The 14075-nt window shown below is 64.6% G+C and carries 12 protein-coding genes; 6 read left to right on the top strand and 6 right to left on the bottom strand.

What is annotated here, in order from left to right; genetic code table 11:
* The first annotated feature begins 157 nt into the window (after positions 1–157).
* The 3 genes from XI09_RS32000 to XI09_RS31990 all read left to right on the top strand — a co-directional run bounded on the left by XI09_RS32000 (position 158) and on the right by XI09_RS31990 (position 2971).
* Positions 158–649: a MarR family winged helix-turn-helix transcriptional regulator gene (locus XI09_RS32000; RefSeq protein ID WP_092190996.1), complete on the top strand. Its 492-nt coding sequence runs from the start codon at positions 158–160 to the stop codon at positions 647–649.
* Positions 650–798: 149 nt separating this feature from the next.
* Entirely contained in the window at positions 799–2490 is a 1692-nt protein-coding gene (locus tag XI09_RS31995) for a benzoate-CoA ligase family protein (RefSeq protein WP_271570412.1), read from the top strand.
* A gap of 22 nt (positions 2491–2512) precedes the next feature.
* On the top strand, positions 2513–2971 hold the full coding sequence (locus XI09_RS31990) for a RidA family protein (protein ID WP_271570411.1): 459 nt from the start codon (positions 2513–2515) through the stop codon (positions 2969–2971).
* 15 nt (positions 2972–2986) lie between these two features.
* Here the strand turns inward: XI09_RS31990 and XI09_RS31985 are convergent, their stop codons facing one another.
* Positions 2987–3715 carry a CBS domain-containing protein gene (locus XI09_RS31985; RefSeq protein WP_271570410.1) on the bottom strand — a complete coding sequence of 243 codons (729 nt, stop codon included), beginning with the start codon at positions 3713–3715 and terminating at the stop codon, positions 2987–2989.
* Positions 3716–3925: 210 nt separating this feature from the next.
* On the opposite strand from XI09_RS31985, the gene XI09_RS31980 reads away from it, so the two are divergent.
* On the top strand, positions 3926–5767 hold the full coding sequence (locus tag XI09_RS31980) for a PHA/PHB synthase family protein (RefSeq protein ID WP_271570409.1): 1842 nt from the start codon (positions 3926–3928) through the stop codon (positions 5765–5767).
* Here the strand turns inward: XI09_RS31980 and XI09_RS31975 are convergent.
* The 3 genes from XI09_RS31975 to XI09_RS31965 are packed head-to-tail and all read right to left on the bottom strand — an operon-like array spanning position 5764 to position 9293.
* The gene (locus XI09_RS31975; RefSeq protein WP_271570408.1) at positions 5764–6738 is read right to left on the bottom strand and encodes a CHAD domain-containing protein; all 975 of its coding nucleotides are present in this window, start codon (positions 6736–6738) and stop codon (positions 5764–5766) included. The two genes, XI09_RS31980 and XI09_RS31975, sit on opposite strands and share 4 nt — an antisense overlap.
* An 11-nt stretch (positions 6739–6749) precedes the next feature.
* Entirely contained in the window at positions 6750–8285 is a 1536-nt protein-coding gene (locus tag XI09_RS31970; protein WP_271570407.1) for a bifunctional aminoglycoside phosphotransferase/ATP-binding protein, read from the bottom strand.
* A gap of 24 nt (positions 8286–8309) precedes the next feature.
* Positions 8310–9293 (bottom strand): zinc-dependent alcohol dehydrogenase family protein, encoded by a 984-nt coding sequence (locus XI09_RS31965; RefSeq protein WP_271570406.1) that lies wholly within the window; start codon positions 9291–9293, stop codon positions 8310–8312.
* Positions 9294–9468: 175 nt separating this feature from the next.
* Between XI09_RS31965 and XI09_RS31960 the strand changes: the two genes are divergently transcribed.
* Positions 9469–10308 (top strand): universal stress protein, encoded by an 840-nt coding sequence (locus XI09_RS31960; protein ID WP_271570405.1) that lies wholly within the window; start codon positions 9469–9471, stop codon positions 10306–10308.
* Positions 10309–10378: 70 nt separating this feature from the next.
* The gene (locus XI09_RS31955) at positions 10379–13072 is read left to right on the top strand and encodes a bifunctional acetate--CoA ligase family protein/GNAT family N-acetyltransferase (protein WP_271570404.1); all 2694 of its coding nucleotides are present in this window, start codon (positions 10379–10381) and stop codon (positions 13070–13072) included.
* A 109-nt stretch (positions 13073–13181) separates the two neighbouring features.
* On the opposite strand, the gene XI09_RS31950 is transcribed toward XI09_RS31955, so the two are convergent.
* Complete coding sequence (locus tag XI09_RS31950; RefSeq protein WP_271570403.1) at positions 13182–13670, bottom strand: phage holin family protein; 489 nt, start codon at positions 13668–13670, stop codon at positions 13182–13184.
* Positions 13671–13946: a hypothetical protein gene (locus tag XI09_RS31945; protein ID WP_011088807.1), complete on the bottom strand. Its 276-nt coding sequence runs from the start codon at positions 13944–13946 to the stop codon at positions 13671–13673. It abuts the gene before it with no gap.
* Positions 13947–14075 lie beyond the last annotated feature (129 nt).

The raw sequence follows: 14075 nt of genomic DNA, 5'->3' as shown, positions 1-14075 counted from the left end.
GCATGCAAGCGGCGCGCCAATTATTTGAAGCCTAAAGAAATTGACATGCGGTCGATTGCTGCAGCTTTGGACTTGCGGCCGGCTTCAATTTATTTGAAGCTCAAAACGTTGGGGAATCCGTGCCGGCGCCAATGCCTGCCGTCAATGACTGCATCAGATGCTTGATTCCGAGACCAAGGCCGTCGAGACGCCGGAGGACCACGCCGAAGAGCTTCGGCTGTGGTTGCGTTTGCTCACCTGCACGACCCTGATCGAGGGCGAGGTCCGCGGCCGGCTGCGGCAGCGGTTCGACGTCACGCTGCCCCGTTTCGATCTGATGGCACAGCTCGACAAGGCGCCTGACGGCATGACGCTGTCCGATGTCTCCAAACGCATGATGGTCTCCAACGGCAACGTCACCGGCCTCGTCGAGCGTCTGGTGGAATCCGGCCATCTCGACCGGCGCACGTCGGAGACCGACCGCCGCGTCCAGGTGATCCGCCTGACAAAGCTCGGGCGCGCCGAGTTTCGCCGGATGGCGGCGGAACACGAGACCTGGATCGCCGATCTCTTCGCCGACCTGACGCCGAAGGATGTGCGCGAGTTGATGCGGCTCCTCGCCAAGACCAAGGCGTCGGCGCAGAGGTCGGCTGGTCGCCGCCGGGCGTAGGTCCCGCGGGCCGATGCGCCCGCCAATCCCACTTTGCCGCAGGAAAATGCATGGGATGCCCAAAATCCACTATTGCACCAAATTGTTTTAAGCCTAAAATGTTTCCCAGTTAGTGCTGCCGGGTGCTTCCATGCGCAAAGGAGCGTGCGATGGCCAACGCCGCCAAGGTTCAAATGTCGGGCTCGTCTGACGGCAATGCTGCGACGGCTCATGTCGATACGTTCGCACGGCAACATCTGCCGCCGCGCGAGCTCTGGCCCGAATTCATCTTCACGCGGCCGGAGCTGCACTACCCACCGCGATTGAACTGCGTCAGCTACTTCCTCGATCGCTGGGTCGACGAGGGCCATGGCGACGCGCCTTGCGTCATCAGCCCCGCTGTCAGCTATACCTATCGCGAGCTGGAAGCGCTGGTGAACCGTATCGCCAATGTGCTGGTCGGCAAGCTTGGTCTCGTGACCGGCGGGCGCGTGCTGCTGCGCTCTGCCAACAATCCGATGATGGTCGCAACCTATCTTGCGGTGATCAAGGCCGGGGGGATTTGCGTCGCGACGATGCCGCTGCTGCGCGCCAAGGAACTGTCCTATCCGATCCAGAAGGCGGAGATCACGCTGGCGCTCTGCGACGGAAAGCTCGCCGACGAGATGGAGAAGGCGAAAGCCGCAGCGCCCGGTCTCAAGCAGGCCGTCTATTGGGGCAACGGTGCGGCCGACTCACTCGAGGCGCTGATCGCCGACGCAAGCCCGGAGTTCAAGGCTGTCGATACCGCCTCCGACGACATCTGCCTGATCGCCTTCACGTCGGGCACGACCGGCGATCCCAAGGGCACCATGCATTTCCACCGCGACATGCTGGCCGTCTGCGACGGCTACGCGCGCAACATCCTGCGCGCCGAGCAGACGGATCGTTTCGTCGGCTCCGCACCGCTCGCCTTCACGTTCGGCTTCGGCGGCGTGCTGTTCCCGATGCATATCGGCGCCTCCTTCGTCGTGCTGGAGAAGACGACGCCGGACGACATCCTGACGGCGATCGAGCAGTACAAGACAACGGTCTGTTTCACCGCGCCGACCGCGTATCGCGCCATGATCGGCAAGCTTCCGGGCCGAGAAATTTCCTCGCTTCGCAAGTGCGTCTCCGCCGGCGAGACGTTGCCGAAGCCGACATTCGATGCCTGGCTCAAGGCGACCGGCATCAAGCTGATGGACGGCATCGGTTCGACCGAGATGCTGCACATCTTCATCAGCGCGACCGAGGACGAGATCCGCCCGGGCGCGACCGGCAAGCCGGTGCCGGGCTATGAGGCGAAGATCGTCGACGAGGCCGGCAACGACGTCCCACCGGGCACGATGGGCCGTCTCGCTGTTCGAGGCCCGACTGGCTGCCGCTATCTCGCGGACGAGCGGCAGCGCAAATACGTCCACGATGGCTGGAACATCACCGGCGACACCTATCTGATGGATAGCGACGGCTATTTCTGGTACCAGTCGCGCTCCGACGACATGATCGTGTCGGCCGGCTACAACATCGCAGGCACTGATGTCGAAGCGGCGCTGCTGACGCATCCCTCCGTCGTCGAGTGCGGTGTGGTTGGCGCACCGGACGAGGCGCGCGGAATGATCGTGAAGGCATATATCATCGCTGCGCCCGGCGTTACGGCGGATGCTCAACTTGCGGCCGAGTTGCAGGAATATGTCAAACGCGAGATCGCGCCGTACAAATACCCGCGCGCGATCGAGTTCGTGACGCAGTTGCCGAAGACCGAGACCGGCAAGTTGAAGCGTTTTGCCCTGCGGCAACTGGCTCAGGCCGCGGCGACGTCGTCGGGCGTTGCGGCAGAATGAGAGAAGGACGGAGAATTTGTCCGTGACGACGCCGAAAGGCCCGCAGCTCGCGGTGCTCTCGACCGCCGATGAGAATGACACGAGTTCGGTGGCGCAGATCCTCCAGCCGTCCGGCTGGCCGGTGCCGAAAGGCTATGCCAACGGCATCTCGGCTGAAGGGCGGATCGTCGTCACCGGCGGCGTGATCGGCTGGGATGCCGAAGAGCGCCTCGCGGACGGATTTGTCGCGCAGGTCCAGCAGACCCTGAGCAACATTGCCGCGATCCTGGCCGAAGCGGGCGCACGCCCTGAGCACCTGGTGCGCCTGACCTGGTACGTCGTCGACATGGACGAGTACCTCGCGAACCTGAAGGAGCTCGGCAAGGTCTACCGTGCCATCTTCGGTGCGCACTATCCGGCCATGGCGCTGCTTCAGGTGGTACGGCTCGTCGAGAAGGCGGCGCGCGTCGAGATCGAGGCCACCGCCGTGATTCCCCGCTGAACCGCCTTTGCTCCTTCAGCTTGCTTTGGCAAGATCGTCGTCCTCGGGCGAGTTCAGATAGACGCCGGACATGGTGTCGACCCAGCACAAATGGTCGTGCACCTTCTTCACGCCCTCGACGTTCTCCGCCGCGACGACCGCGGCCTGCCGCGCGCGTTCTTCGGTGATGACGCCGCTGAGGTGAACGATGCCGTCGCGGACGATGACGTTGAGTCCGAACGGGCACCAGTCGTTCTTCTCCATGGTATCGATGATGCGGCTGCGAATGTGATCGTCATCGGCCGTCGGATCCGGCACCTCGCGGGCGAGACCAGCCACCGCCTGCAACAAGTTGGCGCGGGACACGATCCCGACCACCATGTCGCCGCGCACCACCGGCAGCCGCTTCACGTTGTTCCGTTCCATGAGGTCGACGATCTCCGCGAGCGCTGTATCCTCGGTGATGGTCACGGGCGAGGTGGTCATCACCTCCGAGACCTTGCGGCCATGCTCGTGGACGAAGTCGCTAGCCGATTTGCCCGGACCGAGGATGAACCGCAACCAGCGCCCCCGCTTGCGCCCGGTTCCAATCTCGCTGCGACGGATGAAGTCTCCTTCCGAGACGACGCCGACGAGCTTGCCGGTGTCGTCGACCACGGTGAGGCCGCTGACATGCCGCTTCAGCATGATGTTCGCCGCCTCGACGATGCTGGTGTCGGGGGTGACCGAGATGACCGACCGGGTCATGATCTGATGGGCGCGCATGGAGGACTCCGCTGGCTTGTCGAATTTCGATGTGCAAAGCCTACTTCGGGTGTCGGGGCGTGGTTTGACTCAGGTCAAGCGATCCGGGCCGTTTCTCCCAGGTTGAGCAATTGTGGTCCGCGGCGGAATTTGATGCAGCTCAACGCATATCGGAAGCGTCGCCATATCCTGTTGCCGACGTAGAACAGAAGCCCGCAGGACCATTCAGCCATGAGCGTCGTCAAGATATTTCCACGGGCCGAAGAGCCGCCGGCGCAGGCTCTCTCCGCCAATCCGGCTGCCGAAGCCTCTACGACGATCCCCGAAACGATCCCTGAGAAGCCGGTCGTCGCCAATTCCCTGCCTGCATCGGAGCCTTACCCCTTTGACCGCGCGTTTCATGCGGTGCTGGCGCGGTTCACGGGCGGGATTTCGCCTGTGGCCTTGTCGCTCGCGTGGCTCGATTGGAGTGCGCATCTTGCCGCGGCGCCGGAGCGCCAGATGCAGATGTTCCGCAACGGTCTTCACGATACCGGCCGGTTCCTGCAAGCCGTCGCGCACGCGACGTCGCAAAAGCCGTGGTCCGTGATTGAGCCGCAGGGCCGCGATCGTCGCTTCAAGGACCCGCAATGGGAAATCGCGTCGTTCAATCTGCTTGCGCAGGCGTTTCTGCTCACGGAGCGCTGGTGGCACGATGCCACGACCGGCATGCGTGGCGTGTCGCATGCAAATGAAGCCGTCGTCGAGTTCTCGGTGCGCCAGATGCTCGACATGCTGGCGCCGTCGAATTTCGCGGCTACCAATCCGCAGGTTCTGGAAAAGGCGTTCCAGAGCGGCGGCGAGAATTTTGTGTTCGGCTGGCAGAACTGGTGCAGCGATCTGATGCGTCTGCTCTCCGTCTCGAAGCCGGCGGGTGACGAGCGGTTCGTCGTCGGCAAGACGGTGGCGGCTTCGCCCGGCAAGGTTGTCTACCGCAACGATCTGATCGAGCTGATCCAGTACCATCCGACGACCGCGCAGGTGCGACCCGAGCCGATCCTGATCGTGCCGGCCTGGATCATGAAGTACTACATCCTCGACCTGTCGCCGCAGAATTCCCTGGTCAGGTATCTGACCGGTCAGGGCTTCACGGTATTCGCGATCTCCTGGCGCAATCCGGATGCGAAGGACAGGGATGTTGCCTTTGACGACTATCGCAAGCTGGGAGTCATGGCCGCGCTGGACACGATCGGCCGGATCATGCCCGATCGAAAAATCCATGCGCTCGGCTACTGTCTGGGCGGCACGTTGCTGTCGATCGCCGCCGCCGCCATGGCGCGCGACGGCGATCGCCGTCTCGGCACCATCACGCTCCTTGCCGCCCAGACCGACTTCACCGAGGCCGGCGAATTGACGCTCTTCATCAACGAGAGCCAGGTCGCCTTCCTCGAAGACATGATGTGGCAGCGCGGCTATCTCGATACGACACAGATGGCCGGTGCGTTCCAGCTGCTGCGCTCCAACGAGCTGATCTGGTCGCGGTTGTCGCACGACTACCTGATGGGCGAGAGCTCGCGGTCGAGCGATCTGATGGCCTGGAACGCCGATGCCACGCGGCTGCCTTATCGCATGCACTCGGAGTATTTGCGCAAGCTGTTCCTCGACAACGATCTGGCCGAAGGCCGGTATCGCGTCGAAGGCAGGAGCGTCTCGCTCTCCGACATTCACGCGCCGATGTTCGTGGTGGGCACGCTTGCCGATCACGTGGCGCCGTGGCGATCCGTCTACAAGATCCACTATCAGGCTGATGCCGACGTAACCTTCCTGTTGACCAACGGCGGTCATAATGCCGGCGTCGTCGCGCCTCCTGACGAGCCCTGGCACAACTATCAGGTCATGACCAAGGCTGCGGATGCGCCTTATGTCGGCCCGGACGAGTGGCTGAAGCTGGCGCCGCATGTTGAGGGATCGTGGTGGCCGGAATGGGCCCAATGGCTGGCGGCGCGCTCAGGCGCGCCCTGCGATCCACCGTCGATCGGTGTCGGGGACGTTGACGGCCTGCCCGACGCGCCGGGAGACTACGTCCACACCTAATCCTTAGGTTCCGCGTTCGGCGCAAGGTCTGACGAGCGGAAGGGCTTGGCCTTGTCCAGTTTCCGGTAGGCCGTAGAGGCGGTTCGCAGCAGCCTCTTTTCCCGCTTGCGGTCGAGGAAGCGAATGCCGGCCTCGGGGCCGGCGCCGTTCAGCGACGCTGCCAGCGCTTGCCCGCGCGCATCGTCGTTCAATTGTCCGAGGGACCTTTGCGCCTTGCGCAATTGCTTGAGGATGGACTTCTGCTTCGTCAGGTTATCGTCATCGAACAGATCCGTGAGCGACTCGATCGAATAGGTCAGCCGCTTGTTGAGAAGCCGCAACCGGTGTCGTTTCTCGACATCGAGCTTGCGCAGCTTCCGGGCCTTCCTGAGCAGCGTCTCTTCCCACTCGGTCAGCCGTGCCGTCGCGTGGTCGGCGAGCGAGCAGCGGCGCAACCTGACGGCTTCCTTGCTGCGCCGGGTCGACCAGGGCCCGCTTTCGATCCAGGCCGAGGTCTGCTCGACCAGGCGCCTGTAGCGCGCGGATTGCAGCGCGCGCGCGAGCAGGCGGTGGCTCTCGGCGCGTTTCTCGTCCCAGTGCTGGAGCTCGGCGACCACGGCGAGCTCGTTGCCACTCTCGGCGACGACCCGCTCGATCGCCACGTCGAGGTCCCGCACCAGGCCGAGCTGGCTGTTCAGCCATTTCAGCTCGGCCCAGACGTTCGGCCGCAGCGCGTCGTCCACCATCGGCGAGAAGAAGCGGATGGCGGTGCGCAGATGCGTCAGCGCGATGCGGATCTGGTGCAGCGCGTCGGGATCGCCGCGGCAAGTGCCGTCGTGCTGGGCGAGGACGGCATCGAGGTGGCGGCGGGCGATGATCCGGAACGCCGTATCGCAGGCCATGCCGGGGCTGAGGCGGCCGGGCAGGGCATTGCGCCGCGTCGCCGGCTTGGCGCGCGCGGCCGCGGTCGAACTCGTGGTGGGTCGCGACATCCTTGCCCGCGTCAATCAGATTGCCTTGTTTGCCTTGCGATCGCGTCCCGGCAACGCTGGAGCGTCTGCTCTTGTGTCCCGGATGCATCGATGGTCGCCCAACCGACATGGCCGATATTATAGTGCTCTTGCTGCGCAGCAACCTCTTGCGTGGCATCGGAGGCATCGCCATGGCGGCCGCCGATGCGCGCCTGACGGGTCGCGAGGTCGGCGGCGAGGAATAGTCCGCTCAGCGGCACGTTGCATTGGCGGGCCATGGCGGCCAGTTGCTCCCGTTCGGACTCGCTTGCAAAGACGGCATCGACGATTGCGGAATGGCCTTGCGCCAGCACCTGTCGGGCGCTCTGCACCAGAACCTCGTAGACGCGTGCTGTGACCTCAGGCCGGTACGTGGACGGTGGCAGCCGGTGGGTGTGTTCCACCTGAAACAGCTGCTTGCGAATGATGTCGCTGCGCAGCACGACGGCTCCCGGTTGCGGTGCGACGTTGGGCGCCAGCGCGCGGGCGAGGGCGGACTTGCCGGTGCCCGATAGTCCGCCAACCGCAATCAGGCGCGGGGCGGGCGGGTGGATCAGAGTCCGGGCGAGATCGAAGTATCGGCGTGCCTCGTGAAGAATTCCTGTCCGGTCGGCATCGGGCCGCGTCAGCCGCGCCAGCGCCACCTGGGCGCGGATTGCCGCGCGAATGGACATGAACAGCGGCAGGGCTGAGAGCGCATCGAGATTTTCCGGTGGCGTCGCGGCGAGATACCGGTTCAGGACGATATTGGCCGCAAGCGGTTGATCGTGGTGCAAGAGGTCCATCAGCGTGAAAGCGAGGTCGTAGAGCACGTCGACAGTTGCGATTTGCGCATCGAACTCGATGGCGTCGAACAGCACTGGCCGGTCGTCGATCGACACGATGTTCGCAAGATGCAGGTCGCCGTGGCAACGGCGCACGAATCCCTGACGGCCGCGTTCTTCGAGCAGCGGCCGCAGGCGCAGCAACATCGCGTGCGAGGCCTGGCCGAGCTGCTCGATCTCTTCGGCTTCGAGATGGTTGCCCTTCCGAAGGCCGTTGCTGTTTCCATCGACGAGGCCGGGAATGGAGGCAACCCATGCCTTGCCGTCGGCGCGAGGTGCTATCGCATGCGACGCCACGATCGCATCAGCGGCAGCCGAGGCCAGGTTCGCATCCAGCGGGCCCGCCTTCGCCAGATGATCCAGCGTCCGGCGTTCGTCGAAGCGGGACATGTCGACCGCATACTCGACCGGCCGGCCGCGGCCGTCGACCTTCAGCGATCCGTCCGGCTCTTCGGTGATCGCCACGACGCGGTGATAGATCTGCGGCGCCAGCGGCCGGTTGATCCTGATCTCCTCCTCGCAGGCCGCCTTGCGTTTCTCGAGCGTCGAATAGTCGAGGAACGGAAACCGGACGGCTCGCTTGATCTTCAGCGCGCGGCCGCCGTCGAGAAAGACCGACGCGGCGTGCGTATCGATCCGTGTCACGCCGGGATGCGCGCAGAGCGCTGTGAAGATCCGTTCCTGGGCAGCCGTTTCGTCTGTCATCGAAGCTGGTATTCCGGGATGCGGTCAGGGCCTGAGCACGGCGGCGCCGAGAATTTGTCCATTCCGCAGCATGTCCAGAACTTCGTTGGCCTGATCGAGCGGGAATGCGGTCGTCTCGGTGCGCACGCCCGCCCGCGGCGCGATCCTGAGAAAATCGAGACCGTCCTGTCGGGTGAGATTGGCAACGGAGATCAGCTGCCGTTCCTGCCAGAGCAGGTCGTACGGGAAGCTCGGAATGTCGCTCATATGGATGCCGGCGCAGACCACGCGGCCACCCTTGCGAACGGCGCGCAGCGCGGCCGGCACGAGCTCGCCGGCGGGAGCGTAGATGATGGCGGCGTCGAGCGGTGTGTCGGGCATTTCGTCCGAGGCGCCCGCCCAGACGGCGCCGAGCCGGCGGGCGAGATCCTGTGCGGCCACGTCGCCGCGCCGTGTAAACGCGTGGACCGATCGCCCCTGCCAGACCGCGACCTGCGCGATGATGTGGCCGGCGGCGCCGAAGCCGTAGATGCCGAGCCTTTCTGCCTGGCCGGCCAGGACCAGCGAACGCCAGCCGATCAGGCCCGCGCACAGCAGAGGGGCGATGGCCCAATCGTCGCCCGCTTCGCCGAGCGGAAAGGCGTAGCGCGCGTCGGCGACGGCGTGCGTTGCATAGCCGCCGTCGCGCGTATAGCCGGTGAAAAGCGGGCGGTCGCAGAGGTTCTCCATACCCTCCCGGCAAAACCGGCAGCTTCCGCAGGTGAATCCGAGCCAGGGAATGCCGACCCGGTCACCCCGCGCATGCGTTGCGACATTGGGGCCGATGAGATCGATGCGGCCGACGATTTCATGGCCGGGTACGATGGGATAGCGGATGTCGGGCAGTTCGGCGTCGACGACGTGAAGATCGGTCCGGCAGACACCGCAAGCGCTGACTCTCACCCGGATCTGACCTTCGCCGGGGATTGGATCGGGGCGCTCCTCCATCCGCAGCCGCGCTCGCGGGGCAGCCAACACCATCGCACGCATCAGTCTCTCCGGGGCGAACCGCTCCGATCGAACTATCCATAGAATGGCAGCGCGGGGCCAGTCCTTGACTTCCGTCAATGCCCGCCTTTGTCCGCCTGGACGGTTCCCTAGGGCTTGACGAGGATCAATCGTCTTGACGAAAGCCGGCCTATTCTGGTGGTCAAGGAGAATCCCGATGCCCCTGAAGGACGTTTTTCTGCCGCTTGTCGGCCAGCCGCGCGAACCGGCTCTCGCTGCGATCGAGAAATGCGTTGCCGTAGCCGCCGACCTCGGCGCCAGGATCACCGCGCTTGCGCTCGAGGAAGATGTTTTCGTGCGACCGAAAGTGCTGCTTCCCGATGATCTCGATGCCGCCGAGGCCAAGAGTGCCCCTGGAGCGGGCGATATGCAGCATCTTCTGAATGCCTTCACCGATGCGGCGTCTCGCGCCAACATTAGGGCCCAAAGCCGGTCGGACAAGGTGCCGGCGGACCAGATTGCGTCGATCCTGGCTGAACATGCGCGTTTCAGCGATCTCACCCTGATCCCTGTGAAGCCGCATGACAGCCGAACGGAGCACATTATCGAGACGCTCCTGTTCGAATCCGGGCGACCGCTGTTGCTGTGCCCGGAACAGCACGTGGACGTGCTGCGGCCGGAATTCGAGAACGTCATGATCGCCTGGGATCACTCCGCGCGCGCGGCGCGGGCGGTCGGCGACGCGCTGCCGATCCTTCAGGCTGCTGCCTCGGTCCGCGTGGTGACCGTGGCCGACGACAAGACCGACGCGATCGTGCAATCCGGAACCGCCCTCGTCGATCATTTGAGGGAACACGGTGTCCGTGCCTCGTTCGAAACCACGAAGGTCGGCGGCAGCTCGATCGGCAAGGTGCTCGGAAGTTGGGCAAATTCCCATGCCATCGATGCGATCGTGATGGGCGCCTATCATCATTCGCGTCTGAACGAGATCGTCTGGGGTGGTGTGACGAAGACCGTCATTGGCCAGCCACCGTGCTGGGTTATGATCTCGCACTAGGCTCGCAGCCAGCTTTCCGGCCTGATCTTTCAACCATCGGAACCGCCACCGACGGGGCGCATTTGCTTTCATGTCAACCTATCGCCTGAAGAATCTGCTGTCGCCGCGTTCGGTTGCGCTTGTCGGGGCGAGCGCCCGTCCGGTCTCCGTGGGGCGCGCCGTTCTGGAGAACATTCGCAAGGCTGAATTCACGGGACAGTTCGGCCTCGTCAATCCGCGCCATGCCGAGATCGGCGGCGTTGCCGCAGTGGCCAGCCTGGACAGGCTGGAATTCGTGCCCGAGCTCGTGGTCATCACCGCGCCGGCCCGGGAGGTTCCCGGCATCATCGACCAGGCCGGGCGGCGCGGTTCGGCGGGCGCGCTGATCGTCTCGGCCGGACTCGGTCATGGACCGGGATCGCTGCACGAGGCCGCGATCGCCGCAGCCCGCAAATACGGCATGCGGTTGATCGGACCGAACTGCCTCGGCATCATGATGCCCGGCGTGAGCCTCAACGCCAGTTTTGCCGCGCACATGCCGGGAGCAGGAAATCTTGCGCTGATCTCGCAATCCGGCGCGATCGCCGCCGGCATGGTGGACTGGGCCGCGCAGCGCGGCGTCGGCTTCTCCGGCATCGTCTCGATCGGCGACCAGATCGACGTCGATATTGCCGACCTGCTCGATTATTTCGCGATGGATCACAAGACCCGTGCGATCCTGCTCTATATCGAGGCCATCAAGGACGCGCGTAAATTCATGTCGGCGGCACGCGCCGCGGCGCGCGTCAAGCCGGTTGTCGTGGTGAAGTCCGGCCGCATGGCGCAGGGTGCGAAGGCGGCCGCTACCCACACGGGTGCGCTCGCGGGCGCCGATGCCGTCTATGACGCGGCGTTCCGCCGCGCGGGCGTCCTGCGGGTCTCCGATCTGCGCGAGCTGTTCGACTGCGCCGAAACGCTCGGCCGCGTCGAATCGCCGACCGGAAAGCGCCTCGCCATTCTGACCAATGGCGGCGGCATCGGTGTCCTCGCCGTCGATCGATTGGTCGAGCTTGGCGGAATTCCCGCGTCCATCTCGGCGGACGCCCGCAAGAAACTCGATGACGTGCTGCCGCCGACCTGGTCCGGCGCAAATCCCGTCGACATCGTGGGCGATGCCGATGCATCGCGCTACGCGGCGGCGCTCGAGGTGCTGCTCGCCGACCCCGACAATGACGCAGTTCTCGTCCTCAATGTGCAGACAGCGATCGCCTCGGCTGCCGACATCGCGACGACGGTGACGGAGCTCGTCGGCAAGTATCGAGAGCAGCACTGCAGTTGGGCAAAGCCGGTGCTTGCCGCCTGGGTCGGGGCCGATCAGCCGATCATTCAGACGCTCTCTGGCGGGCGCATTCCGAACTATCCGACCGAGGACGATGCGGTGCGCGGTTTCATGCATCTGGTCCGGCATCGCGAAGTGGTCGAGGAACTGAGCCAAGTTCCCCCTGCGATGCCCGACACGTTCGTGCCTGACGCCCGGGCCGCCAGGCAGATCGTAGCTGCAGCCATCGCCGACGACCGCAAATGGCTCGAGCCTGTCGAGATCAAGCACCTGCTCGAAGCCTATGACATCGCGATGGTGCCGACCTATGCCGCGGCCGGTGTCGAAGAGGCCGTGGCGTACGCGAACGAGATGTTCGCGCAAGGCGCCACCGTCGTGCTGAAGATCATGTCGCGCGACATCGTGCACAAATCAGATGTCGGCGGCGTCGTGCTCAACCTGACGACTCCGGAGGCGGTGCGTGCGGCTGCCTCCGACATTCTCGCTCGCGCAAGGAAGCTGCGGCCCGAGGCTCGTATCGGCGGCGTCATCGTCCAGGCGATGGTCGTCAAGGCGAAGGCGCGCGAGCTGATCCTCGGTCTTGCCGACGATCCCACCTTCGGCACCGTCGTCGTCTTCGGCCGGGGCGGAACGGCGGTGGAGATCATCAATGACAGGGCGCTGGCGCTGCCGCCGCTCGATCTGCAACTCGCCCGCGACTTGATCGACCGCACGCGGGTCTCGCGGCTGCTGCGCGCCTACCGGGACGTGCCGGCCGTCAAGCAGGACGCCGTCGCCATGGTGCTGGTCAAGCTCGCCCAGATGGCGGCCGATATCCCTGAGATTCGCGAGTTTGACATCAACCCGCTGCTCGCGGACGAGACCGGCGTGACGGCAGTCGACGCCCGTGTCGCGGTGGGGCCGTCGCAGCGGAAATTCGCCGGCTCAGGCCCCGCCAATTTCGCCGTTCGCGCCTATCCGTCGCAGTGGGAGCGCCGCCTCAAGCTCAAGGACGATTGGCGCATCTTCGTGCGGCCGTTGCGCCCCGAGGACGAGCCGACCATCCACGCGTTCCTGCGCCATGTGACGCCTCACGACCTTCGCCTGCGCTTCTTCGCGCCGATGAAGGAGTTCACCCACGAATTCATCGCGCGCCTGACCCAGCTCGACTACGCGCGCGCGATGGCTTTCATCGCATTCGACGAGGCTACCGGCGAGATGGTCGGTGTGGTCCGGCTCCATTCGGACTCGATCTACGAGAGCGGCGAATACGCGATCCTGTTGCGGTCCGATCTCAAGGGCAGGGGGCTTGGATGGGCCCTGATGCAACTGATCATCGACTACGCGAGATCCGAAGGGCTGAAGGCCATATCGGGCGACGTGCTTCAGGAAAACACCGTGATGCTCGAAATGTGCCGGCAGCTCGGTTTCGAGGTCAAGCCGGATCCGACCGAGCCCGATATCTGCGACGTCCGGCTGAAGCTCTGAGCGCGGCGGCTAAAGCATGATCCGGAAAGCGCGTAGCGGTTTTCCGAGAGGGGCATGCTCAGACAACAACCTGAAGCGCGACGACGATTCAACCCAATCTCATCGCGCGTTATGAGCGCGCTTCGGCCGACGTTGCAGCGGCAGTCTCCTTAGCCGTTTTCCGCAGGCTCTTGACGATGATCGCGATCAGCGGCACCAGCACCGGCACGATCGTGCTCAGCGGATGATGCACCGCGCCCGACACCTGGGCCTGGAGCGCGCGCGCTTCGAGCTGAAGGGCCTCGATGGATGTGCCGTGAATCTCATTGGCGAGCTCGATGTCGCGGCCGGACGGCGCACGGCCGGCGATGACGAAGAGAACCGCCGCGATGGCAAAATTGACGGCGCCGAGGATGGCCGCCGCCGCAATGGCGCTCCAGATCTGGACCAGCGCGAAATAGGCCGACAGCTCCAGCATCAGGAGCCCGAACGCCGCGATCAGTGCCGCAAAGGCGCGCAGGCCGAGACCCACCAGCAGATGCCGCAGCCGGATGTCCGCGATGATCCTGTCGGTCCGCCACAGGACGCGCAGATGTTTGACGATGTTCTCGGTACTCACCTAGTGTCTCCTCAGCATGAAGCCGACGACCACGCCGAGCGCGAAGGCGGAGGCGAGCGATGTCATCGGGCGCTCCGCAATGAGGCCCTGAAGCTGCTCCTGCTCGTCGCTGACGGTTTCGCCGAGCTCGGCGAGCGCGGCCTTGATCTGATCGGCCAGAGCCTCGGCACGGTCCTTCGAACTCTCGAACATCTCCTCGCCGGCCGTGCTCAGCAGGCGGGTGACGTCCACCTTCAACGTCCGCAGTTCTTCGCTCATCCTGTCGCTGTCGAACATGGATTTGATGTCTCCATTGAATGGAGCGAACCTAAGACCCGCCGGCGTGATCGCGCTTGATTTGCGTCAAGGGGGGCAGGCGCCTGCCCTTGAGACAGGTCAACCCGCCCGCCACATGCTGGCCTAGAA

It is taken from the genome of Bradyrhizobium sp. CCBAU 11386 (genome assembly GCF_028128955.1).
In the GTDB taxonomy this organism is placed as follows: Bacteria; Pseudomonadota; Alphaproteobacteria; order Rhizobiales; family Xanthobacteraceae; genus Bradyrhizobium.
The sequence above is the reverse complement of the archived record's forward strand: the minus strand, read 5'-3'. Positions and strand labels throughout refer to the sequence as shown.